Below are 24,703 nucleotides of genomic sequence, written 5' to 3' on the forward strand. Positions count from 1 at the left end.
TACCCTGCGGGCGCTTGCGGGTTCTTCGAGAAATGTCCAGCCAGTCTCTTTTTCCGAAGATGGTGCATTGAAATTGTACAATATGCAGGTATTTCGCCTGTCCTCTGCGGTAGTTGCCGGATGGGAGAACGTGCTCAAGCTGCGGGTTCAGGATACTTGCCCCATGTTGCTGCCTGTGTTTTCCGATATGGCTGCTTTGAGGAAAGCAGTTGAGGCACGGCATCCGTATCTCGCGCAAGACAACTCGCTGATCTTGAATGCGCAGGGGCGGATTGTGGCAAGGCTTCAGGATGTCCTGAAATCTCTCGAGAATCATGCCGAGAATTTTTGCGCCGGAGAACAATCAAGTGGATCGCGGGACAGAGTGCATGCCCTTGGTCAGGCGCTCGCGCATTTTGTCGTTACGGGTGAGAGTGCTTTGGATTCGCCAACGCCCTGCCATCCCCGTGCCGGAGAAGTGTGGTCTTTTTATGACCCGCAGGATTGTGGATTCAGATTGTGGGGTTGGCGTTGGGATAGCGGTATAGTGCTGGAAGCGCTCGCTGTGGCAGCCCGCGTTACCGGAGATGCAACTATTCTCGATGCGGCTGTTGCTGCGGGCGATCGTATGCTTGCGTGTCAGTTGGCGGAAGGAGAGTGTGCCGGAGGATTTCCCGAGTGGGTCGATTTTCGTTACTCCGAGCGTGAGGGGCTGGTGACCGAATGGGTGGCACCCTTTAATGCAGCCTTTATTGCCGCCGGTCTGGATGAGCTTGCCCGTGCGGTCGGCGAGGTAGACCAAGAGCGGTATGCCGCTTCAGCTACGGCGGGATATGCCTGTCTCGCAAAGAAGGGCCTGACGAAGCAGGGGGGACTCTCCGGGTATTATTTTACTACCTCCGGCACATGGCAGTATCTGGGGCAGATCAACGATTCGTTCATTGCAGGGCGCGGCCTTTCCCGATGTAGCGAGACGCAACGGAATGAATATGCAGCCATTGCAACCCGTATGGCGCTGTACATGACGGATAAGGCGCAGCAGGCAGACGGGCATGTCCGCCGTGCATGGCACGATCCTGCCGGAGCAGCCCCTGCGGGTGTTCCCCTGTTTCCGGAGTGGAATGTCCACCCTGACAGGGTGGTGGAAAAGATATTCATGCGTGGGCAGGCTTGGGCCTTGTTTGGGCTTGCCGGGACGTGCCGTCTGCTGCAGGGGCAGTATTCTGCGCAGGCAATGCAAATCCGTGAAAGAACTGCAGGGCTGGCCGGTTACATCATGCGAGTGCAGCGTGCGAACGGTTCATGGCTTTACAGCCAGAAGCAGGAAGGGCTTGGCGAATGCGTGAAGGGAACTGCGGCTTTGGCACTGGCCTTGGCCGAATATGCGGCGGTATCCGGTGATTGCAGCGTTGTACCTGGTATCAGCAAGGCGCTTGGCTATCTCGAACAGTGCAGCGCGGGGAGCATTGTACCGCCATCGCTGGCAACACTACCGATGGACAGGTCGGAAGAAGGGGGCATCATCTACTACCGAAATCGTCCCATGGTTTGTGCCTATGCAGGGGCTTTGGAATTACTGGCCCGCGTTCGGTTGCAGGAGCTGGAAGGTACAGCATGAACATAGTGCAGGTCTGTAAATATTTCTACCCGAAGGTAACAGGCGTAACATCTTATGTGCACAGCCTTTCTGCTGCTCTGGCGCGCAGGGGACACAGGGTGACCGTGCTCACATGGGGCGACGCTGATGAAGAACAGCAGATGGACGGTTTCCGGCTCATCCGTGTGGGAGGACGCAGCAGAGAAGGCCTTGCAGCGGCACTGGCACAGCTTTCCGGAGAAGGCGTTGCAGACGTGGTGAACACGCACGGCATATGGGAGCATGTTCCTGTGGTGTCCGGTTGGTGCAGAAAGAATATGGTGCCACATGTGGTGACGATGCATGGCACATGGATGTTTCTCCACACTACGGATGCATACGCAACTCTTCGTGGGAGGCTGTGGTACGGGCTGTTGTATAAGAAAATCCTATGGCCGCGTATCATGCGCAGGGCAGCCGCTGCTATTGTGCTTAATGCTCAGGAAGAAGACATGGCCCGTCACTGGGCCTTGGTGCAGAATTGTATCCACCGCATCCCCAATGCCGTAGATACAGCGATGTTTACCCCTGCGCTACTGTCTCCCGAGATAACGGGAGAGGCCTCTTCCGTATCGGAGAATAAGAGGTTGCAAGTGGTTTTTGCCGGAGCTTTGCAGAGTCAGAAAGGGCTATTCACGGTGCTCCGGGCAGCAGAACGGCTGAACGCCGCTGGGACTCCCGTGCATTGGACTATATGTGGAGGAGGTCCGGAAGAAGCACGGGCCCGACAGATTATTGCAGACTGTGGGCTTGAAAACTGTGTGCTTCTGGCTGGTGCCGTCCCCAGAGAATGTATGCCGCAAACGTATAGGGATGCAGGCGTTGTTGTCCTGCCTTCGTATGGCGAGCCTTTCGGTACTGTCTATCTGGAGGCCATGGCTTCGGGAGTTCCTTGCATTGGTTGCCGAAGCGGTGGCACGCCGGAGATCATCTGCGACGGTGAAACAGGCTATCTTATTGAATACGATGATGACCAAGCCTTGGCGGAACGGGTCAGCGCGCTTGCAGCAGACGTAGCTTTACGCAGACGTATGGGCGAGGCTGGACGGAAGCGGGCCGAAGCTCTTTTTGCATGGGAGACGGTAACCTCACACCTTGAGGATGTGTATGCGCAGGTTTCCCGTTGATATAAAGCGTTACGCGGGGGTGTGCTTCCTGCTCGCTCTGTGTCTTGGATGGATGGAAGCGGCGCAGGGGGCAGTAACGGTACGCGTTATTCAGGATATGACGCCATCTTCCGGAATGGCGGGGTATGGGCAGGATGACACAGGCTCCTTCATTGCTTTGCGCGGCGGGGGTGGTGAGCATGTTGTGGTGCAGCTGCTTGTCCGCACCGATGTTCCACCACTTAAAGACATTTCCTTCGTGTTTGATGTAGTCGGCCTTGATAATCTGAAGGCATGGCGGAGCTGGTCCATCTGGAATGTGCCGGAAGTTGGTGTGCCTGTTCTCATAAAGGGGCCTATGCAACCCGCTTTGCAGACCACTGAGGCAGGACGCTTTCCCCGGTTTGATCTGCCGGATGCCAATGCTTTGGGTGGCAGGCCCCTGACCGAAGCGCTCCCGTCCGTTGCTTCCTGCTCCGTCTATATCGAATGCGAACTGCCGCGGGGCAAGGCCGGAACCTATGCCGGAAGATTGAGCATGCTTTCGGAAGGCATGACCGTTGCGCAGATACCTGTGCAGGTTGATGTGCTTCCCTATGACTTGCCCGAGACGCCGGACTTTATTGTAGAGATGAACTCTTACGGTGATTGGACGCGTCTGCTGGCACCAACAGTGGCAAACTATCACGCGATTCATAGGCTGTTCAGGCATTTCAGAAGCACGTTCACTTTGGTTCCGTACAGGCAGGACGGTTCAGCGGTGCTGCCGTTTCTTGAGCCTGTCGTGAAAGGCTATACTGGCGGTATTGCCATGGATTGGCAGGATTTTCTGAAGGCCAACGGACCACTCTTTGATGGCACAGCCTTTGCGGATGGACACCCGCTTTCGCATTTTCTATTGCCCTTCCGGTATGGTTGGCCCGTGCACGGGGCTCGGGATGGTGATCCGAGGTTGGCAGAACTCAGGAGAAATGCCGGATTGCGACAGGCCATGAGGGCGTTCTTTGCAGAGAAAGGGTGGGTAACTGAAAAGGAAAGACCACATACACGGTTTCAGGAGTTCCATAATGAGAATCCTGAACATGGTTCCAACGGCCCATGGTTTATGGATGAACCGCGAACTCAGCAGGATATGGAGGGACATGCCCTGTATACCAGCTTCAAAGTTGATGGATTCCCTGCGTACAGGGTGGATATCTCCGATTGGCGGCGTGTTCGCAATGGGCTGGAGCGTATGGGCAGTTATGTGGACGATTGGTATATTTCAGTAAATCCGGCCTATCTGGATGGGGAAGCCCTTGCCATATTTCGTGATCTTCAAGGGCAGCGAGGTTCGGATGCTGCAAATCAGGAGGGCTGGCTGTTTGGCTATGGTGAGCTGGCCGGATTTGTCAGGGACGGCAAAGCCGTTTCACATGCGGCGCTGGTTGCAGCGTTGTGCCGATATTGGAGCATGGATCTGGACGGCTATGCCCAATGGATAACTGACCTGTGGAAGCCTGCCAACGAGCCCGAATTGCCGCCGGAGGCACGGCCTCTGTATTTTGCCAACGCGGGTGGGGCCCGCACACTTTTTTGGCCCGGAACGTATCTGGGCGTAGATGGTCCATTGCCCTCCTTACGGCTGTTCTCTGTCAGGCAGGCCGTGCAGATGATTGATACGGCATCGTTGGTATGCAGACGACATCCTGAACGATGCAAGGCTGTGCGGGAGCGGTTGGCTTCACTTTCGTCTGAAGATGAGCGTGAGAATCGAATGTATATGCAGGGATTGCAGACGATACTTACGGAACATGGGGAGCAATAACCGCATGAAAGAAGAACGGACGGAAAAACGCCGGGGCGAGGCAATGCAGATGCGGTGTACCCGTCTGGCACAGGGCATAACAGGGTGGCTGTCCTCGCTGCAGGTTACCGATGACGGTTACGATACCGGTGGTATCCGTGATCCGCTGTCAGGCGTTGTGGCCGGAGAACATTATTCCGCCAGCCATTTTGCGTGGGTACAGCTCCTGATGCGGAATCAGCCAGACGGTCTTCTGCGGGTGCAGGCGGCAAAGCGGGCTCTGGATTTTCATGTGCGCACAGCACCGGATGAATATGCGCCTCGCAGTTGGGATTATCATTGGGACTTCAATAATCTGGCCTTTGCCGCATCGTTTGGCCTGCTGCGAGAGAAGCTGGGCGCAGACGAACGGGACCGTTACACCGTTGCCATGATGACATGGCGAACGAATCCGCATCATGCGGTCAACTGGGTTGCGATGCGTAGCCTCGCCGCTGCTTTTCGCTACGCCCTTTTGGGCTTGCAGGAAGATGCCTTGCAGGCCGTGCATTGGTTGGAATTTGTACTGAGCGCACAGTTGGCTGATGGTGGCATAGAGGACGTGAAAGGACAAAGTTTGCCCAGCCAGTACCATGCCTACAGTGCCTGTCTGCTGCATATGCTGCTGGAGCCAGCGCCCGCACGTCCGGAAGCTGGAGAGAGTGCTGTGGATGCGGCAACATCTAGTTCGGTATCTTTGGCCGGATTGCTGGAAAAGGCCTCTTTCACTGCTGTGGAAGCAAGGGTACGCAAGGCTGTGATTGCCGCAGCCCGCTGGCTGCTTGCCATATGCGGTCCGGATGGCGAAATGAATGCCCTCGGCCGTGGGCAGGGTCAAATATTCGGGTACGCATGTGCCGTATATTTGTTTAGAGCTGCCATGCAACTGGATACTGCCAAGGCCGGAGAATACCTGTGGGCTGCAGAATCGGTACTGAGCCGGATGGAGCGTTTTGTGCGGCGGGACGGTAGCTTGCCTCTTGTGCTGCATACGTTGCCGGATGCTGAGCGTGCCGGTTGGTACGATTATCACCATGGCTCGGTGTACAACGCGTTTGCGGCTCTGTGGCTGCAAAAGGCAGCCATGTTGCCGGACGGAGAGAGATTTTTGGCAGAACAGCGGGCAGAACAACCCGCCACCGGAGTGACGCATCTGCCGGAATCCGGCCTGCTGGTTATTCGCGGCAGATCATATTTTGCCTTGTTCAGCAGAGGACATGCCGGAGCCGGTTATGCCACCGAGGCGGGGATTACTCCGCATCTGCTGATGGTGGGGGAACAGGTGCTGTTCAGGTATCCGCAGGGGCCGGCAGCAGGAAAATACGGGGAACGTTGTCTTCACAAGGGGCAGACCGCCAACATATGGGCTCCTGTCTGGACTGTCCCCTATACGGAAGAGGGGACTCTGAAAGTAGCCTCTGCTGACCGTTATCAGGGGGCTGTTTCAAAGGGAGTTGACATTTTGTGGAATGCGCCTGCCGGTGCGCACGGCAGTCTCTCCAAACTCTCGGAACAATGCTGGCTGTTGAGGTTGGAAGCGCATGGAGCAGTGTGGGAGCGTCGCCTGACCGTGGGGGCAGATCATCTGGAAGCGGATGATACGTTCACCCTTTCCGGTACGCTCGGCAAGTCCGGTATCTCTGGGGGCATGGAGGGCAATGGTGCGGTGCAGGTGCGTCGTGTTAATGTCAGTCTGCCGGAAGCTATCGGGTCGGGCAGCGCCGGGAGTACGTTCCGTCTGTCCTTCTTCTCCGGTAATAGGGAATATCCTGAAATGCGGGAGCAGGTTGTGGCCGCAGGTGGAGTGATGCGGGTGTATGCAACGGAACAGCTTGTTTCCCGTGCGGGCAAGACCAAAACTATTCACGACGGTTGGCGGTTGAGAATGCGCTCCGGGGCGGAAACCGGCAAAATTCCCCCCGTTGTCACGCTCAGCTGGGACCCCTGGAGCCGTTTGTGGAAGCGCAAGCAACGACTCATGCATTCTCTCTGGCAGCGGCACGGACAGCGGGTCTCCTATGTGGAGCCGGCCGTGCGGATGACGGATGTTATTGCCCATGGAAGAGAGCTCACGGGGAGTGACGAATACAGCAGGCGACTCAGACGCGGGTTGCGGCCTTTCGGCACAAGCATGGGAGATGGTCTTACAGTGCACTCACCGCTTCTGCCTTTACCTTTTGCCCGTACATTCCCGAAGATTGCAGAGGTCAATGCCCGTTTCTGGCTGAGCCAGATCGGCAAGGTGGTGAAGAACACTGCTACAAAAGAGGGGTATATCCTCTGGGTGTACCATCCCTCACAACTGGAAGCCGTGGAAGCCTATGGCGCAGGTGCGTCCCTTGTCGTCTACGACTGGACGGACGACTGGGTCGCGGCCTTGCCGGATTCTTTTTCCGATGCGTACAGGACAGAGCTGGCAAGCAGACAGCAAGCCCTGCTGCGCCGAGCGGATGTGATCTTTGCCGTTTCGGAGGAACTGGCCCGTCGTGCTTCAGAGCATTGTCCGTGGGTGCACTATCTGCCTAACGGTACTGATACGGCTACCTTTGCTCCGGTGGAGCGGGGGACGAGGGAAGGGCGGCCTGAGATCGTGTATCTCTCCCAGATTACCGAGCGGCTGGATGTTGCCCTGTTCAGGGAGTTGGCGCAGGCCTCTCCCCAGTGGGATTTCCGTCTTATTGGCCCTGTCGTATGTGATCCGGCTATTGTGACCCCCCTGCATGAGCTGCCCAATGTCATTCTCACCGGTGCTATGCCGTATGCCGAGGCAGCCAGCGCCACGGCACGGGCGGATGTATGTATCCTGCCCCACGTAGTAGACTCGCTGACCGCCACCCTCGATCCCATTAAGCTCTATGATTATCTGGCAACGGGGAATCCAGTGGTATCCACGGCTGTGGCCATGCATCCCGCCCTCAGGGAATACGTGCACATTGCCTCCGATGCGGAAAGCTTCAGGCGAGCCATCGCAGCTGCCCTGACAGAGGATGGAGCGGCTCGCAGCATTCGCAGGCAGGCAGTCATGGCGCATTCATGGGAGGCAAGAGCGGATGAACTTCATCATATTCTGGGCAGTTATTTCGGGGGCGAGCCGTGCGCATAGTCGTGGATGCAAGAGTGCTGAGCCTGCCCGAAGTTCGGGGTATTGCCAGCTATCTCATGGAGATTTTGCGGGCCTGGCCCGATGTGCATGCAGGTGCACAGCGTGACGAGTTTGTGCTCTTCACTGAAGACCCAATTCCCGATGATCGTTGCTGCTCTTCGGCGGATGTGCGAGTGGTGCAGGTGCCTTCCATCCGCGGGAGCCGTTTCAGGGTATGGGATTGGTACTGCCTGCCCGCTGCACTGAACACCCGGGGCTATGATTTGCTGTGGACGCCGGCCAATACATCTTTGCCCGTTGGCGGCCTTGCACAGGTATGTACCATCCATGACACCATCGTACAGGAATGCCTGTCGCCCCGATCCCTGTTTGAAAGGTTTGTTCAACGCGTCGTATTCCCATATTGGGCAAGGCGTTATGCGGACAGGGTCATCACCGTCAGCAATTTTTCTGCGGGACGTATTGCTAAGGTCTTCGGATACAAGGCGGAACAGATTACCGTTGTGCCTAACGGTGCCACCTTTGCGGAATTATGCTTCGATAGTCCCGAAGTGGCTCGCGTTTTTCTCCGCGAGAAGTTGGGCATTACGCTTCGTTACATTCTTGCCTTTGGTGCTGAAAGCCCATGGAAAAACACGCAGGGAGTTTTGGATGCTTTCAGGCTTGTGGCTGCAGTGAATCCGGATATCGGACTGATCATCGCGGGGCTGCAGCCCAGGGCGCTGCCCGAGTTTTCCGGATTGGTGGAGGCCTTGGGATTGCAGGAGCGTGTGACACTGTTACCTTTCACGGACAGGACAACGAGAGATGCTCTGTATCAGGGGGCTGAGGTGTTCCTGTATCCCTCGCTGTTTGAAGGCTTCGGGCTTCCTCCGCTGGAAGCCATGGCTGCTGGCACTCCGGTTGTTGCCTCCAACGCGGCGAGCATACCGGAGGTGGTAGGCGACGCGGCTGTGTTGGTAAATGCTCGCGAGGCGGATGAAATCGCAGACGCTCTCTTGCGTGTTCTGGAGAGTGTGGAAATCAGAGCGGCATTGGTGGATGCCGGACGGCGGAATATCCGACGTTTTACATGGGGTGAGTGTGCTCAGCGGCACAGAGCGGTATTTGCGGAGATGGTCGATAAGCGAGGACCCCGAAAGGGATGAAATGGCCCGGGATTGCTTGATGGATTTGGCACGGGCTCGGTCGGATTGGGGCAGAAACAGACAGGCAAGCTAGACCAGAAAGTCCATGATGAGTTGGATTGGATCAAGCCGGTTTACGGACCTGCATCGGGAGTTACGATGCCAAAGGGAGACAGGATGAAGGGCAGGATTCTCGTGGTGGAAAACGGTGCCGGTTTCGGCGGGGCGTTGACCAGCCTTGCAACGCTGGTGGAAGCCCTGCCTGCTGATTGTTGGGAGGTGCACCTTCTTACCTCGTATCCGCAAAAAAATATTGTTGCAGGGGGGGCCGTGTGCAGCGTTGCGGAATTACCACGCCAACGTCGATATGGTGCAGACTCCACAGCTCAGCAGACCTTGCAGAAGTTTTTGGGAAGACGTGCGGGTAATGCTGCCTTTGTGTACGACTTTCTTACAACGGGACGGCTCTTTGCTTCACGCATTGCACAATACATCCACAGCAACGGCATACACCTTGTGCATTGCAATAACGGCGTGCTGATCAATGATGCTGCCGTACTGGGGGCCCGCAAAGCGCAGGTACCCTGTGTTGTACACTCTAGAGGGCCGGAATATGCCGGGCGTGTGTCTGCGTGGCTGGCCGGTTATGTTGATATGTTCATGCCGGTATCGGAGTTTATTGCAGGGACCGTGCGGAAGATAGGGGTTCCGCAAGAACGCGTTGTTGTTGTTCCTGAAGGTATTGATGCGCAGCACTTCATGGCTGGAGCAGATGCCGCCGCTTTCCGGCAGGCCCATGGTATTTCCGGAGATGTGCCTTTGGTTGGTATGGTGGGGTGTCTTGTTGGCTGGAAGGGGCACGACGTGTTTTTGGACGCCTGCGCTTCGTTTCTTGCGAACAGCAATGCCAAGGCTGTTATCGTTGGCGGGGAACCCTCCGGCGGACAGAGCGGAGGAACACTTGTGCGTCTGAAGGAAAGAGCGCAGGCATTGGGATTGGCTGACCGGATTATTTTTACCGGACACTGTACACAGGTTGCCTCTGCGATAGCGGCCTGTAGTGTGTTGGTGCATGCGTCCGTCATTCCTGAGCCATTCGGAAGGGTCATGCTTGAAGGCATGGCGGCCGGTACAGCCGTGGTCTGTACACGGGCCGGGGGACCGGCGGAAGTTGTCAGAGACGGTGAGAACGGACTTCTGGTTGCGCCTGCCGATGCACAGGAAATGGCGCAGGCTGTTATGCGGTTGTTGGAAGATGGCGAGCTGCGTGCAGCTTTGGCGGCACAAGGCCGTAAAACCTGTGAAGACTACTCCATGCAGCGTCACGTAGAACTTGTGGAGCAGGTGTACGAGGGCGTGCTAGCGGGCAAGGCCAAGAAGGACAGATAGGCTGGGGTCTTACTTGTTCAACAGTGCGACAACACGTTTAGCGTTTCCAAGCCATGTTCTGTCGTTTTGCTCAATGTCCTTGCTGGCTGCATCGCCAATGCGGCGTATCTTGGCAGGCTCGGCTATAAGTTCCATGACACGGCTGACCATGTGCCGCCAATCTCCGGGCGTAAAGAGCAGGCCGTTTTCGCCGTCACGCAGAATTTCCCGGATGTTGGCCTGTGCCGGTGCCACTATGGCCTTTCCCGCGGCCATGTACTCAAAGAGCTTCATGGGGGAAGCATAGGATGTTGCTGCAGGCTGCAGGGCGATGTCCAGTTCCGGCAGCGTGCGGAGCAGGTCGCATCTGCTGAGTGCTCCTGTTATGGTTACATGCTCCGAGAGGCCGCGCTCGGCAATGAGCGCTTCAAGGCGGGGACGCAGGGGGCCGTCGCCTATGAGCTGGAGGTGTACGTTGCCGTGAAAGGCTCCCAGCTCATCAAGAGTGATGAGCATTTCGCTCAGGCCGTGCCAGTCTCTGAACCACCCCACAAAGCCGAGGGTTATCCGGTTTTGGGTGACAGATTCAGTCGGGTGTGAGTTGGTTTGATATTCTTCGGGGTTCACGCCGTTGTGCATTACGGTAATTCTATCGGCATTGCCTCCTTCGGCAACCAGCATGCCGCGCAGTACCTCCGAAACGGCAATTGTGGAATGTGCACTGTTTACCGCGAATGTTTCGCAGCGCTGGGCAAGGCGTTTGCAGTAGAGTGTGCCGTATTTGGCCTTTTCATAGGCAAGCGGGGAGTTGACTTCCAGAATGAGGGGGATTCCCGTCAGGCGGGAGACGAAGGCTCCCGCAAGGTTGTACAGGGAATAGCGTTCATAGATGAAACGGGGGCGGAGCTTGCGAACTGCCAGATACAGACGCAAGGTACCCGGAATATTGTAACCCAGTTCCAGCAGTTCATATACGGGACCGGGCAGGGTCGCCACAATACGGCTGAGCAGGCCGGATCGGGATTCGCTTCCCACTGCCTCGTCGTCATATATGGAGACCTTGTGTACTATATAGCCGAGTTTTTTGAATGCCTTGTTCATTTCATGGATGTGAATGCCCTGAGCATCAACCCCTTGTGTACGGTGATGATAGATCATGACATGTTCATTGTGGTGTGGGGTGGTCATGGCATTCTCTTTGGGTTTGTGAAGGGCTGAAATGTGTGGGGGCTATGCAGTTTATGTGACCTAGATTATGGAAAGAAAACCGACATGTCAGTTTTGGCATTTTTGTTTGTATATAACCTGTTTGTGTGTAATGCAAAAGAAACTTTTTGCAGGTCTTCCGGAGTGTGGTGATGATCAAGTTGCTGTTGTATGCCATAGGTTCCGTCACCTTCAATATCCCGATTGTGATGACCGTGCTGTTCATGGTCTTCTATATAGCTATTGGTGTGATGTCTTTCAAGCGCCCCGCATTAGCGCTGATATTGTACTATGGCACTGCGATAATGAATCCGCAGTTTCATTATCCGCTTTTCACCATGCTCCCCATGGCTAAAATTTCTGCGGGTATATGTCTGCTGGCCTGTATGGCTAACGCCCGCTCCCTGAGTTTTTCGTTACCCAAGTCGCTACTACTCCCTTTGACCTTCGTCTTGTTTTCCGTTCTCTGCACTATTTCTGCCATTGATCCTTCGCTTGCGGAGCGTCGGTTCGGTGAGTTTATCAACATAGGCATCATGCTTTTCATGGTTGTGTGGGCTGTGGAAACGCGGGATGATCTGGATTGCCTGTTCTGGGGAGTGCTCGGTAGTTTCTGGTTTGGTGTGCTCAAAAATCTGGTGGAAACTCAGACCATGGGCCGATGGTACGCCGTGCGCGGTACCGGCGGGTGGTTGTCCGATTCCAACGACTGGGCGCTGGCAGTGGCCATGTCTGTGCCCCTGTTCTATGCATCCTGCTTTCATCCCCGCATCAAGGCTACGTGGCTCAGAGTATTCATGGGTTGTACCCTCATGGCAGCCCTGCTGGTTGTGACTATCACCTCATCCCGCGGAGCGTTCCTCGCCACGGGGGCCGCTTTTGGTGCGCTCATGATTACCGAGAGCAAAAAACTCAGGGCGGTGGCCGGAATGGGTGTTATTTTGCTCGTGGTTATTGCCTATATGCCGGAAAGCTACATGGATCAGATAAATAGCATTTTTGACGTTGGCGAAACTGCATCCGAAGTCTGGCAGGGTGAGCAGCAATCCGACAAGTATACTGGAGCAGAACGTGTATATTTTTGGAGAGTTGCCCTGCAAATCATGCGTGAAAACCCGATTACGGGCATTGGTTGGGGTAATTTTGTCGAGCAGTTCGCGCTGCGGGAAGGGCTGGAGGAAGGGGCTGTTGCACACAGCACATGGTTTCAGGTTGCCGCAGAGGCGGGCGCAGTGGCTTTGGCGGCATACGTAGGTATGATAATCACCGCCCTTATCTCACTACTTCAGTCGCTGAAAAGGGCACGGGAGCAAAATGATCAACTGCTTGCTCTCCTTGCCCGCGCTTTTGGGGCTGGCATTGTGGCATTTATTGTGGGGGGGAGTTTTATCAGCCGTGAGAACTCTGAGTTAATTTTTTTGTATGTGATCATGGCGGCTATGCTCCCGCAGGTACTGACAAAACATGCTGCGAAGATGACTTCTGTGCAGAAACCGGCAGCGGTAGGTTGTGAACTGTCGGAACCTGCCTCAATAGAGTCTGAACCGACCGCAAGTTGGGCAATGCAGGGAGAAGGGGGAGGACCTGTGGCGGATAGGCCGCCGCGTTACGTTACTCGTGCGCGGAAGAGTGCGCGTTATGTGCTGAAGAACAATCAGAAGGGAAAGTAATATTGGGAGTCGTAATGAATAGGCATTCAAGTTTTACTCGTGGAGCAGTTCATCACTTGTTGAGACTGTCGTTCATAACCGGGGTCGCTCTTCTGGTCAGCTTGCTCTGTGTTGGCACACAAACCGCCGTGGCGCGAATGCTTTCCATCTATCCGGATTGTACGAGCATGCCTGCAGGGCTTGAGGATGCCTACTGCTCAATTGACGAAGCAGCCAAGGTTATGAAAGCGGGAGACGTTATGCTGTTCAAGGCAGGAGAGCACCGGCTGGATAAAGTGTATACTTTGAAGCCTGCCGGAACCAAGGACGCCCCTTGCATTTTAAGAGGCGAGGACGGTGCTGTTCTGAAAGGGACCTTCGATAAGGCGACTAATATAAAAGAATTTGGCCCGGATGAGTATAGCGGCCTGAAACTGTTCGGTAGCTGGTTCCGGCTGGAACATCTTACCATTACTAACATCGGGGGAGGCATCAATCTTGTGGGCTCCAACGTGGTTGTGAAGGATGTGACAGTTCGTGATTATAGTAATTATGCGTTTATTTTGAATAAATCGTACAATGTGGTATTTGACGGACTTGTAGCCAGTGGTTCGCGCTTTGAGCATGGCGTGTATCTCACCAGCGAAGGCAGTGAAATAACTTTCAGGAATTGCTTATTCGAGGATACCGCCGTCAATGGCGTGCATATCAACGGCAAAAATATTCGAAATGTACTGATAGAACGGTGTGTATTTCGCAATAACAGCCGTGAATGGGGTGCCTGTATCACGCAGATGAACGGAGCATCTGGTATACGAATCTATAATAATTTGTTTTATAACAACAAAGGGCACATTTTTACTATGGGCGGAAGGGATGTGCGCATTTACGGAAACACCGTCTATCAGGAGCCTCGTGGTAGAGAAGGGCAGGTGTTCGTGGTCACTGCTCCCCTTGTGGATTGGTCGGTAAAGCAGAACGTGTTCGCAACAAACACCCATGCCTTTGACGTGAAGTCTCCGGCATTTCTTGAGGGGGCGGAATTTGACTGGAACGTATATGGCCAAGATGCCTCGGAGCCGGATTCATTCTACAGCGGATACGGTATAGAAAAGAACGGAATGATTGATGCGAACGTTGAGTTTGTTCATGCTCCGTCAGGGACAGGCGAGGCAGACTTGCGTTTGCGGTTCGGTTCGGACGGTGCAAGCGGAGCTCCCTTGCTTCCGGAACTTCGGGAGGATTGCGTCGGAGCAATGAGAAAGGATGGCGGGGTAATTGGTGCGTATGCTGAACCCGGTCATTAGCTGAGGGTGTATCCGGCTTCAAGTGCAAGGAGAGCGCATCGCACTGGAGTCTGTAAGTTAATCCGACACATGTCTTGTATTCCGACAGTCTCATGTGGTGAAAAGGGCTTTCGATAAGGCGAAGAAGTTACTTTCTTCGCCTTTCTTTATGCCATTTCCGCGCCCTTTTGCCGCCTGCGGTGAAAATCATGTGCATCGGAGTGTGGAACTGGCTTACTGGCATGGAAATAGCTGGCACATACCGTTGGACCTTCGGGACTAACCCTGTGCACCTTTTACTTACGTGAGGTAGCTTATGCTTACCGGGCAAGACAGACGCCGTACAATCCGCATCCGCCGATCTTCCCTGCTGCAATGCAAGTTGGGGGATATTGACCGTCCGGCCATAAAGATTGCGGAAGAGCCGGATGAATACAAACAGGCGTTCGGCATCATATACGAAGAGTATTTGAAAGAAACCTACGCCAAGCCCCATGACAGTAAGTTGCTATACAGCGCGTATAGCATGCTGCCGAAAAGTGTGACTTTTATCTTCAAATCATATCTCGAAGTGCTCTCTACAGTCACGCTGGTGCAGGACACCAAGATTTTCGGACTGCCTATGGATTGCCTCTATAAGAGTGAAATTCAGGCATTGCGTGATTCTGGGCGAAAGGTGGCGGAAGTTGCCAACCTAGCCACTCGAAGGGTTAACAGGTGGTCCAATCTGATGATCTATCTGGCAAAAGCTCTGTATAGATATGCTATATTCTGCAAGGTCAATGACGTAGTAATTATGGTGAACCCCAAGCATGTCAGATTTTACAAGGAGATTTTGCTTTTCGAAGAATTTGGTGAAGAGAAGTACTACGAGTCAGTGGGTGCACCTGCCATTGCATTGCGGGCCAATATGGATTCGTTCAGCAAAAGTCTGGAAGGGGCATATTCAGAAACGGACTTTGAGACAGATCTCTACAGCTTTTTCGTTAAGGTAAACAACGACATAATTGAGCCCGAGATGCAGTACTCCGTAGAAAAAAACAGACTGCTCGACATGCAGCTGGCACGAGAACTATTCAAGGCCCGTCCAGAGCTATTGCAAAATCTTGATCCGAAGCAACGGGAATATTTGGAGGTGGCCTACCATCAGGCCTTGTTTTGCGGGGGGCTCTTTGGCGAAGGGGAGTTGAGAGGCCATGCCTGATACTGGAACGGATGCGGGAGCGGGGGCAAAGAGTAAGCTCGCGGCTCTTGGGCTGGACTGCCACGGCAGCTACGTGGACGAGGCTTTTTGCCGTAATCTGGGGCTGGTTGATTATGCGGGACAGCAGAAGCTGCATAATACCCGTGTTGCTATCGCAGGGATGGGCGGAGTAGGGGGCGTGCATCTCATGACGCTTGCCCGCACGGGTATCGGTGCGTTCAATGTGGCGGACATGGATTCTTTTGCAGTGGCGAATGTCAACCGGCAGTTCGGAGCAACGCTGGACTCCTTTGGTAGGCCCAAACTGGATGTCATGGTGGAACTGGCCAGTTCCGTGAATCCGTGCATATGCTTCAAGACATTTCCTGAAGGCATTTCCGATGCTAACCTAGATACCTTCCTGCAAGGTGTTGATATCGTAGTGGACGGCATTGACTTCTTTGCCTTCGAGATTCGCAGGCGTTTGTTCAAGCGGGCGCATGAGCTGGGAATTCCCGTAATCACGGCCGGTCCGTTGGGGTTCAGTACTGCTGTACTTGTGTTCATGCCTGACGGTATGGGCTTTGATGAGTATTTTGATATACACGATGAGTTGCCGGAAAAACACAGATATCTACATTTTGCCATGGGTCTGGCTCCGCGCGCTACGCATCTGGCTTATCTGGACAGACGGTTTGTGGATATCCATGAAAAGCGTGGGCCGTCATTACACATTGCCTGTCAACTTTGTGCTGCCATGACCGCTACAGAGGTGGTGCGCATAGTGCTTGGCAAGGGGCGGGTGCGTGCCGTGCCTTGCTTTACTCAGTTTGATCCTTATGTAGGGAAGTTCAGGAAAGGCCGGCTACCTATGGGGAACCGCAATCCATTGCAAAGAATTAAGATCGCGGTTGCCAAGAAGCTGTTCCTGGGTGGTGGTGGGCGCGAAGGGCTTGTTGTCCCCTCTAAGCCCCAGCTTGTCCGTCGTGGAGAGGCCGCTTTGGTAGAGGCGACTGAATACGTCATCCGTGCAGGGATGCAGGCTCCTTCGGGAGATAATGTTCAGCCGTGGCGGTTTTCACCCTTTGATGGGGGAGTCGATGTGATTTTGCGGTCGGAGGCCGACCATTCATTTTTTAATTATCGTCAGATAGCGTCCTTGGTGGCCTGCGGTGCTGCCGTGGAGAATATGCGGATTGCCGCTGCAGCTATTGGCCTTGGACCACGTGTCACGCTGGTGCCAGATCCTGTGGAGCAGGCGGTGTCTCCTGTCGTGGCGCGTCTGGAGTTTGTGCCCGACGGGCTGGAGCGTGAGGGAGTGCTGCATGCTGCACTATGGCGGCGGTGCACCAATCGCAATATGTTCTCTGCCAAGCCTATACCACATGAAGTGTGTGAACGACTTTCACGTATGGTATCCAGCGGTCACAGCGGTCTGGAAGATGTGAAGTTGCATTGGGTAACCGGCAAGTCGGAACGCAAATCACTGGCCAGAGCCCTGTTTCTTGCTGATCGTATCCGGGTGGAACGTCAGGATTTGCATGAATACTTCATGTCCATGGTGCGGTTTGATGCGCCGCGTGAGAGTGTATCTGGTGACGGTTTGCCCTTGAAGAATTTGTGTGCCGGTGTGGCCGGAGAGCAGTTCCTGAAGCTTATACGTCCGTGGAAGGCCATGAGGTTGGCAAACCTGACAGGTGTGGGCAGGCTTATGCCCATGCATTCAGCCTTGGGAATGATGCGTTCCGGCGGTGCTGGCCTGCTGACCGTAGGAAAGGCTGATATGCAGTCCGTCCTGCATGGAGGTCTGGCTGTAGAGCGTGTCTGGATCATGCTGGAGCATATGGGCTTCGCGTTCCAGCCCATGACAGCTATTACATTGTTCCGTCTGCGGGAAATGCTGGAAGGGGGAGAGGCCTTTTCTGACACGCATAACGGTTTTATGAGAGAGGCTTGGAGTATTGTCAGCGAGTTGTTCCCAGAGGTCAAAGGGCGTATACCGCTTATGTTGTTTCGCGCCGGAATGGGGCCGAGGCTCAAGTACGGCACCTACCGTAGAGAACTGCATTCTTTTATACCCGCTTCGTAAAAGAGACCTAGCCGTTTGCATTCAATATTATGCTTTGGCCTTATCAGCGTGAAGGCAGCAGGCGTGGTAGACAAGAAAAGCCCGTTTCCGAAAGGAAACGGGCTTCATGTTTCGTAGGGGGAGAATAGTTGGTTAGGCTTTGTTCTTTCTGCGTGCCATATACATCAAGCCTGAAAGGCCGATGCCGAACAAGAGCCATGTGGCCGGTTCCGGGGTTGGCACGTTGATTTCCTCAAAGAGAACGTCGTTGGCACATGGAGCTATGGCGAGGCCGAGAGTAAATGTTGGCTCATCAAACCCCCATGACAGACCGGGAAACAGCGAGAAAGCCCACGTTGAGGACACGGGAGTCTGATAGCCGTTACCGTCGGGTATTTCCCAACCGCTGTAAGTTGCTGTGCCGATAATGTCATCTGAGTCAATGCCATAATACCAGAAGTTGGCTGCAATAGGATGATTCTTGCGGGGGGTGCCGAGGCTATTGTTACTTTTGATATATATCCCGTCGAGCGGGATATCTACTTTATAGATGTTCCAGATGCTGTTGGAAGATGCCCTGACAACATAGTCCCAATTGTTGTCCGTTTCAGGGTTGGCGTTGATGAAGATATCGCCGAACCCCAGCTTGCTCCACAAACGACCGTTGTCGGTGAGCCTGCCTTTGTTATTCCGGAGTGTGTAGTCCGATTGATAGTTGATGGTCAGGCTGTCCAGGCCCAGGTGGCCGGATACGGAGCCTCCAAGAATATCCGGTATCCCATTCACATCCTTGACAGCGGCGTTGTTATATCCGGGCCATTCCTCAGCGGAATCTCCGAAATTGACAATGCTTGCGAAGGCGGACGAACTGAAGAGCAGCATGCAGATTGCTGCGTAAAGAAGGTATGCGGGTTTCATTGTGTGTCTCCTGAAGCAAATTGAGTGAGCATCCAGAACTATAGCACAATATATGCCAACGCTCTGAAGCCCGCATCACTGCAAGAGAGCTAATTTATGGAAATGTAAAACTGTCCGACGGTAGTTGGTGGACATTGTCGGAAAAGGTATCAGTGGGTAGTTTCATTCCGATAGCAGTCTCCGTCTGTGCAGCTCATGATGCGGTTCCGTTCGGAATCCCGTGCTGCATCAAGCGCCTTGGTAGCGTTGTCAAATACTTCAATGGCAGATGTGCATTTTTCAAAAGCGGTACTGCACATGCCGAAGGCTATGGCATCCGGAATTGTAGACTTGAGCTTGCGGAATACAGACATTACCTGAGCCTCCAAGCGTCTTGCCAATACTTGCGCGCCCGTTTCGTCTGTGTTTGCAAGCAGAAGTGTGTAATTGTTCTGGTCTATACGTGAAAAAGTATCCGTGTTGCGGATGGCTGTCGCTACAGTTTCGGAGAATGTTCTGTGAATATAGTCCGGCGTTTTGCCCAATTCTTTGGCCAGAGAACGTGCGTTCAGGATTGTGAAGTGGACAACTGAGAGAGGTTGGTCGTTTCGTTTGCTCTTGGCAAATTCAACGTCCAGCGCTTTGAAGAAGAAGCGGTTATTGTAGGTCTTAGTTAGCGGGTCAACAAGAATCATGTCTTGAAGTTTATGTTGGGAATATACGAACAGGCACACAAAAATGCCGATGTAGGTAGCAGCATAGAGGAATAGGGGGGTGACATTGCAGGCTCCAGCCTCAGACACGACGGTATAACGAATGGCAAGCCAGCCTGCAGGAAACAACAACAGAGAGGCCCCCAGCACCTTGGCATTGCGGGAGAAGTGTGGCGTGTTCAGTAATGTCTTGATCATGCGTGCGGCCTCCGTTTTTTGAAGAAGCGTATCTGTGACCACCTTCAGCTAGCATGCCCGTTTGTTGTGATACATGCGTGCATCGGCCTTTTTTAACAGATCTTCATAGCTGTCTCCATCATCAGGATATATGGCATAGCCCAGCGAACCATTAATGGAGGTTTTCTGCTCATCAATGATATAGGGCTCTCCCGTAATTTCCCGAATTTTGATTATGAACGTCTGAGCTGCAGCGGCGGTGCCGATATCCGGCAGCAGGAAGATGAATTCATCTCCACCGAATCTAGCAACTGTGTCCGAGGCTCTCACTGTCCGTTCCAGCCGGTTGCCCACTGCTCTTAACAGCAGATCTCCAATATGGTGGCCTAGCGTGTCATTAATTTGCTTGAATCCGTCTAGGTCCATAATCATGAAGGTGAACTGTGCGTTCGTTCGCTTACAGCGCTTGATTTCCTGCTGGATGCGCTCCTCAAACAGCAGGCGGTTGGGCAGCTGGGTGAGTTTGTCATAATAGGCCAGCTTGCGGATGTTGGCTTCCGCGTGTCTCTGCGATGTCGTGTCCTGTATGGATATGACATAGCCTGCAAGACCGTCGTTGCTGGGTACCATGCTGATTCGGTATTGTACGAAATGCTTTTCCTCGTTGATGTTAAGCCATGAATTGATGACCTGCTCTGCGCCAGTTTTTGCATTTTTGAGGGCTTCGAGCATTTCATGTCGTGATATGTTGCAAGCATCGGAGATGATCCAGATCGGATTTCCCAGCCGCAGTATCTCCGGTTTGTCCAGAAACTCTCCTGCCGCCGAGTTGAAATAGATAATGCCAAGGTGTTCATCGGTGCCGATGATGCCCGTTTTGAAGGTGTGGGTAAGTACCTTCTCAAGAAAGGTTGCGCTGCTTGTGTTTCCTTCCTGATGAGAGTCTGGAGAGTGTGTCAGTGCCGTTGACTGGCGTATCGGGCATTCACAGCGACCGGTGAGAAAATCCTCACGGGAGATGGTGCCCGCGGGTTTGCCTTCATCATCAACTACTACAGCGATATCTATGGATTTGAGCAGGAAGGTGGAAAGAAAGAGGTGCAGACAGTCTTCATTGGGAATGATCAAGGTTCCAAGGGCTACTTCAGAAGCTTTGGTGTTCCATATGTCACATCCGCGTTCGATAAGGGAGCTGACCAGCTTGTCCGTAATAATACCTTCCGGATGGCCATTTTCATTAACGACTATGGCAAGGCGGCTGTGCGCAGTGAAGAGGGTTTTGTGGACTGTATAGATGCTATCAGAGTTGTTGACTATCTCATATTTTTCCGGTGAGAGCAGGCGTTCTGTATAGCAATTTTCGTTTGAGAATAGCTGTGATATTATTTCAGTAGTGTTTGTGTATCCAATTGGTGCTTTTTCATCTGTAACAACGAACAATGTTCCCATTCGTATGTTTGAACATGTTAAGTGCGTGAGTATGTTGTCTGTGTGGGATACCGTTATGATGTTATCTTTGTGAAGGTGCTGATTCTTCTGGTCGTTGGTTAAAATTATTTTAAGGCATTGCAGTGCCGAAGCGGTGGTGAAGTCGCCGTTATTTGTTTCTATAGGAATAGTTGATGCGTTGTTTTCTACTAGTTCTTTGGCAATGTCGTGAGGTGATGCATCGTACGGTACGAACGGCATTGGAAAGAGTCGCAGTTTATTAAAAGTTGTCAGGCCTATCATGGCGTGCCTCAGGTTGTTATCTCTTGCCAAAAGTTAGGGCAGAAGTTGGCACAATAATAGCAACTAGCAATGTACTCACGTGGCGACATCGTTTGCGATGTCTTGGTTTAGGTTTCGCTCACGTCCTATCTTGCGGAGAATATTGTACATGAGTGGCTCTGTTACAATTTGTTTCGATTTGTCAGTGGACGAACATAGAGTGTTGCAATTTTTAGCCCAAACAGAGGGTTTATCCTCTGGTGGATATGCGCGGAATGTTATTAAACGATATTTAAAGGAATCTGACAGCAGTGAGAGTATGGGCCGGGAAAGAAGAAGGGATTTCAGACAACCTGTCTCTATTCCAGCGGTATCTCTTGTAAATTATTCCGACAATGTGTCGAAAAGTCATCCCGTAACAATCAGGGACATCTCTAAAAGCGGTGTATGTGTTGTGTTTTCCGAGATGGATATCCAGTTACGCGATCTGTTGCGGTCTGCAATGGGATTTGAACTTGTTTTTACTGTACCAGAGTCTGGAGCCACAGTCGCGTTTTCTTGTAAAGTCTGCCGAACAATTTTTGGCGCTAATGTCGCTATGGCCGGTGAATTCAGCAATGCAACCCACCATGAGGTGGGAGCACTGTCTCCAATATTCCAATAAGGAGTGGTTACCCCCGTGTCCCGAAGAGCATGAAGCAGGATACATCTGTGGATGTTGCGCAAGATGCAACTAAATAGCATCAAGGGACTTCGTATGTGGTCTCCACCGATGATTTTCACAGCGAAAGGCCGCTGTCCTCAGAGGACAGCGGCCTTTCTGTTACCAGTCCCCCTGAGCCGCGCAGAGGCCGGGGGGCTGGATTTTACGGGGTATGCTGAGAACAGCCTTGCGCGAAAGGGCCTAGAGATGAGTCCGGCTGAGCCTTTCTTCAATGCGCAGAAGTTGATTGTACTTGGATATCCGGTCAGAGCGGCACAGGCTGCCGGTCTTGATCTGTCCGGCGTTAACCGCAACGGCGAGGTCGGAGATGAAGTGGTCCGAGGTTTCGCCGGAACGGTGCGAGATGACGGTCTTATAGGCTGCTTCCTTGGCCATCTCGATGGTATCCAGCGTTTCGGTTACCGTGCCGATCTGGTTCAGCTTGATCAGAATGGCGTTGCAGATGCCCTTGGAGATGCCTTCTGCAAGAATCTTCGGGTTGGTGACGAAAAGGTCGTCGCCGACCAGCTGAATGTCCTTGCCCAGTTCGCGGGTAAGGTGGGCAAAGCCGTCCCAGTCGTCTTCGGCAAGGCCGTCTTCGATGGAAATGAGGGGGAAGCGGGCGCAGAGATCCTTGTAGAAGTCGGTCAGTTCGGCTGCGGAGAATTCCTTGCCTTCTCCGGCCAGCACGTACTTGCCATTCTTGCGGAACTCGCTGGCAGCCACGTCAATGGCAATGGAAATGTCCTTGCCGGGCTCGTAGCCTGCCGCTTCAATGGCGCGGATGAGGTATTCGAACGCGGCGGCGTGGTTCTTAAGGTTGGGGGCAAAGCCGCCCTCATCGCCTACGGACGTGACCATGCCGTCCTTGTTGAGGATCTTCTTGAGGGCATGGAAGGTTTCCGTGCCCATACGCAGTGCTTCAGCAAAGCTGACCGCCTGCATGGGCAGGATCATGAATTCCTGAATATCCAGATTGTTGGGGGCGTGCGCGCCGCCATTGATGACGTTCATCATGGCGCGGGGCATCTTCTTGCCGTTGGTGCCGCCAAGGTAGCGGTAGAGGGGCAGGCCGAGGGAGGAAGCCGCAGCGCGGGCGCAGGCCATGGAAACACCGAGCATGGCGTTAGCGCCGAGCTTGTTCTTGTTTTCCGTGCCGTCCAGTTCGATCATGGCGCTGTCTATGGCAACCTGATTGATGCAGTTCATGCCGACAATGGTGTCGGCAATGGGACCCATGATGTTGCCCACTGCGGTCTGTACGCCCTTGCCGTTATAACGGGCGGCGTTGCCGTCGCGCAGTTCCAGAGCTTCACGGGTGCCGGTGGATGCACCGGAAGGCACGCCTGCAGTACCCATGTGGCCGGATTCTAGACATACTTCCACTTCAACCGTGGGGTTGCCGCGCGAGTCAAGAATTTCGCGGGCCCAGACAGTTTTAATTCTGCTCATTGCAATATCTCCTGTAGTGATGACGAAAGATTCCCGAGGAGGTGGAGATTGCTCCCCTGCGGACAGGGGAGCTGCCATGACTATTTCTGGAAGATTTCGATCTTGTTGGTGCGCGGTTCGGAGAGCGTGAGGTCGGCGGAATGCGTGCTCAGAACAACAACATCACCGTCATTGAACTTGGGCGAATTGTGCACGAAGTTCTTCAGGCGGGTGGTGTGGCGTGCCTCTGCCTCGGTGCACAGCAAGGGGCTTACGCCCCAAACGAAGTTCAGCGCCTTCACCGTGGATACCACGGGAGAAAGTGCATGGATTTCGTGGCGCGGACGGCGGCTGGATATGTTGCGGGCGGTAAGGCCGCTTTCCGTATGACACACCAGTGCCACGGCCCCGAAGTTCTGCGCCAGCAGGCAGGATGCATAGGCCATGTGCTTACCGTTGTTCGAACCTTCGCGGGGCAGCCACGGGGTCTGCATCCGTTCGTGGAAGTAGCCTTCGGCTGCAACGGATATTTCGTGAATGGTTTTGACAACTTCCAGCGGATTTGCGCCGATGGCGGTTTCTTCGGAGAGCATGACGCAGTCCGCACCGTCCACCATGGCGTTGGTCACGTCCGATGCTTCCGCACGGGTGGGCACCACGTTGTTCACCATGGAGAGCATCATCTGGGTGGCTACGATAACAGGCTTCTGCGCATGGCGGCAGGCGCGGATAAGGCGCTTCTGAATGGTCGGCACTTCGGCGAGCGGACATTCCAGCGCAAGGTCGCCGCGGGCAACCATGATGGCATCTGCCAGTTCCAGCAGCGATTCAATGTTATCCACGGCGTTCTGGCGCTCGATCTTGGCGATGATGGGCACGCGGCGGCCGCAGCGTTCCATCTCTTCAATCAGGTCGCGCAGGTCCTGTGCAGTCTGCACAAAGGAGATGGCAAAGGCATCCAGTCCCAGTGCAAGACCTTCGCACACGTCTATGCGGTCCTTGTTGGTGAGCGCAGCCACGGGGTGGAACTTGCCGGGGAAGGTGATGCCTTTATTCGAGGTCAGCAGTCCGGCATTTTTGGCTTCCAGTTCGAACAGGCGATCTTTGGCAAGAACCTTGGTCACGTTGAGCTGCAGCAGACCGTCGGCAAGAATGACGCGCATGCCCTCTTCAAGCCCTATGAGCAGTTCGGGAAAATCCAGCGGAAGGAACAGGCGGCCTTCGGCAGCGGCTGCCTCTTCGGGCACGCCAAGCAGCATGGTTTCGCCCTTGCTGATCTGTCTCGGAGAATCCGCAACGGTACCGATGCGGGTCTTGGGACCGCACAGGTCGCCCATGGCCGTGAGCGGGGTTTCCAGTTCCTGCTCCAGCTGGCGGATGAGCTTGAGCGCTTCCACAAAGCCGTCTGCGCTGGAGTGGGAGAAATTGAGCCGGAAGATGCGCACACCGTTTTCCACCATCGCCCGCATAATTTCTATCTTGGTTGATGCGGGGCCGAGTGTGGCTATGATTTTGGTTTTCATGATACCCATCCTT

Annotated in this window: 17 protein-coding genes; 11 read left to right on the top strand and 6 right to left on the bottom strand. The window is 54.0% G+C overall.

The window, feature by feature from the left end; genetic code table 11:
* The first annotated feature begins 67 nt into the window (after nt 1-67).
* The 6 genes from HUV30_RS07830 to HUV30_RS07855 all read left to right on the top strand — a co-directional run bounded on the left by HUV30_RS07830 (nt 68) and on the right by HUV30_RS07855 (nt 10,165).
* Entirely contained in the window at nt 68-1,597 is a 1,530-nt protein-coding gene (locus tag HUV30_RS07830) for a glycoside hydrolase family protein (protein WP_174404886.1), read from the top strand.
* On the top strand, nt 1,594-2,742 hold the full coding sequence (locus tag HUV30_RS07835; protein ID WP_174404887.1) for a glycosyltransferase family 4 protein: 1,149 nt from the start codon (nt 1,594-1,596) through the stop codon (nt 2,740-2,742). The genes HUV30_RS07830 and HUV30_RS07835 overlap by 4 nt, the downstream gene beginning before the upstream one ends.
* 517 nt (nt 2,743-3,259) lie before the next feature.
* Nucleotides 3,260-4,528 (top strand): glycoside hydrolase domain-containing protein, encoded by a 1,269-nt coding sequence (locus HUV30_RS07840; protein ID WP_174404888.1) that lies wholly within the window; start codon nt 3,260-3,262, stop codon nt 4,526-4,528.
* 4 nt (nt 4,529-4,532) lie between these two features.
* The gene (locus tag HUV30_RS07845) at nt 4,533-7,649 is read left to right on the top strand and encodes a glycosyltransferase (RefSeq protein WP_174404889.1); all 3,117 of its coding nucleotides are present in this window, start codon (nt 4,533-4,535) and stop codon (nt 7,647-7,649) included.
* Nucleotides 7,640-8,797: a glycosyltransferase family 4 protein gene (locus HUV30_RS07850; RefSeq protein WP_174404890.1), complete on the top strand. Its 1,158-nt coding sequence runs from the start codon at nt 7,640-7,642 to the stop codon at nt 8,795-8,797. The genes HUV30_RS07845 and HUV30_RS07850 overlap by 10 nt, the downstream gene beginning before the upstream one ends.
* A gap of 156 nt (nt 8,798-8,953) precedes the next feature.
* Nucleotides 8,954-10,165, top strand: coding sequence for a glycosyltransferase family 4 protein (locus tag HUV30_RS07855; RefSeq protein WP_174404891.1), 1,212 nt, complete (start codon nt 8,954-8,956; stop codon nt 10,163-10,165).
* A gap of 9 nt (nt 10,166-10,174) precedes the next feature.
* Here the strand turns inward: HUV30_RS07855 and HUV30_RS07860 are convergent, their stop codons facing one another.
* On the bottom strand, nt 10,175-11,332 hold the full coding sequence (locus tag HUV30_RS07860; RefSeq protein WP_174404892.1) for a glycosyltransferase family 4 protein: 1,158 nt from the start codon (nt 11,330-11,332) through the stop codon (nt 10,175-10,177).
* 170 nt (nt 11,333-11,502) lie between these two features.
* On the opposite strand from HUV30_RS07860, the gene HUV30_RS07865 reads away from it, so the two are divergent.
* The 4 genes from HUV30_RS07865 (at nt 11,503) to HUV30_RS07875 (ending at nt 17,557) form a co-directional block, all read left to right on the top strand.
* Nucleotides 11,503-13,020 carry an O-antigen ligase family protein gene (locus HUV30_RS07865; RefSeq protein WP_174404893.1) on the top strand — a complete coding sequence of 506 codons (1,518 nt, stop codon included), beginning with the start codon at nt 11,503-11,505 and terminating at the stop codon, nt 13,018-13,020.
* A gap of 14 nt (nt 13,021-13,034) precedes the next feature.
* The gene (locus HUV30_RS07870; RefSeq protein WP_174404894.1) at nt 13,035-14,306 is read left to right on the top strand and encodes a right-handed parallel beta-helix repeat-containing protein; all 1,272 of its coding nucleotides are present in this window, start codon (nt 13,035-13,037) and stop codon (nt 14,304-14,306) included.
* A gap of 295 nt (nt 14,307-14,601) precedes the next feature.
* Nucleotides 14,602-15,489 carry an N-acyl amino acid synthase FeeM domain-containing protein gene (locus HUV30_RS18390; RefSeq protein WP_243452113.1) on the top strand — a complete coding sequence of 296 codons (888 nt, stop codon included), beginning with the start codon at nt 14,602-14,604 and terminating at the stop codon, nt 15,487-15,489.
* 73 nt (nt 15,490-15,562) lie between these two features.
* Nucleotides 15,563-17,557 carry a ThiF family adenylyltransferase gene (locus tag HUV30_RS07875; protein ID WP_243452114.1) on the top strand — a complete coding sequence of 665 codons (1,995 nt, stop codon included), beginning with the start codon at nt 15,563-15,565 and terminating at the stop codon, nt 17,555-17,557.
* Between the two features lie 132 nt (nt 17,558-17,689).
* Here the strand turns inward: HUV30_RS07875 and HUV30_RS07880 are convergent, their stop codons facing one another.
* The 3 genes from HUV30_RS07880 to HUV30_RS07890 form a co-directional block, all read right to left on the bottom strand.
* Nucleotides 17,690-18,454 (bottom strand): PEP-CTERM sorting domain-containing protein, encoded by a 765-nt coding sequence (locus HUV30_RS07880; protein WP_174404895.1) that lies wholly within the window; start codon nt 18,452-18,454, stop codon nt 17,690-17,692.
* Between the two features lie 149 nt (nt 18,455-18,603).
* Complete coding sequence (locus tag HUV30_RS07885) at nt 18,604-19,344, bottom strand: diguanylate cyclase domain-containing protein (RefSeq protein ID WP_174404896.1); 741 nt, start codon at nt 19,342-19,344, stop codon at nt 18,604-18,606.
* Between the two features lie 48 nt (nt 19,345-19,392).
* Nucleotides 19,393-21,054, bottom strand: a complete 1,662-nt coding sequence (locus tag HUV30_RS07890) for a diguanylate cyclase domain-containing protein (protein WP_174404897.1) — start codon at nt 21,052-21,054, stop codon at nt 19,393-19,395.
* A 148-nt stretch (nt 21,055-21,202) separates the two neighbouring features.
* Here HUV30_RS07890 and HUV30_RS07895 point away from each other — a divergent pair, with 148 nt between their 5' ends.
* Nucleotides 21,203-21,697 (top strand): PilZ domain-containing protein, encoded by a 495-nt coding sequence (locus HUV30_RS07895; RefSeq protein ID WP_174404898.1) that lies wholly within the window; start codon nt 21,203-21,205, stop codon nt 21,695-21,697.
* Nucleotides 21,698-21,937: 240 nt separating this feature from the next.
* Here HUV30_RS07895 and eno read toward each other — a convergent pair whose 3' ends face one another.
* Together eno and pyk are read right to left on the bottom strand one after the other, a co-directional pair.
* Nucleotides 21,938-23,188, bottom strand: coding sequence for a phosphopyruvate hydratase (gene eno / locus HUV30_RS07900; protein WP_174404899.1), 1,251 nt, complete (start codon nt 23,186-23,188; stop codon nt 21,938-21,940).
* An 80-nt stretch (nt 23,189-23,268) separates the two neighbouring features.
* Nucleotides 23,269-24,690: a pyruvate kinase gene (pyk, locus tag HUV30_RS07905; protein WP_243452115.1), complete on the bottom strand. Its 1,422-nt coding sequence runs from the start codon at nt 24,688-24,690 to the stop codon at nt 23,269-23,271.
* Nucleotides 24,691-24,703 lie beyond the last annotated feature (13 nt).

Origin of the sequence: Desulfovibrio subterraneus (genome assembly GCF_013340285.1) — a bacterium.
Taxonomy (GTDB): Bacteria; Desulfobacterota; Desulfovibrionia; order Desulfovibrionales; family Desulfovibrionaceae; genus Halodesulfovibrio; species Halodesulfovibrio subterraneus.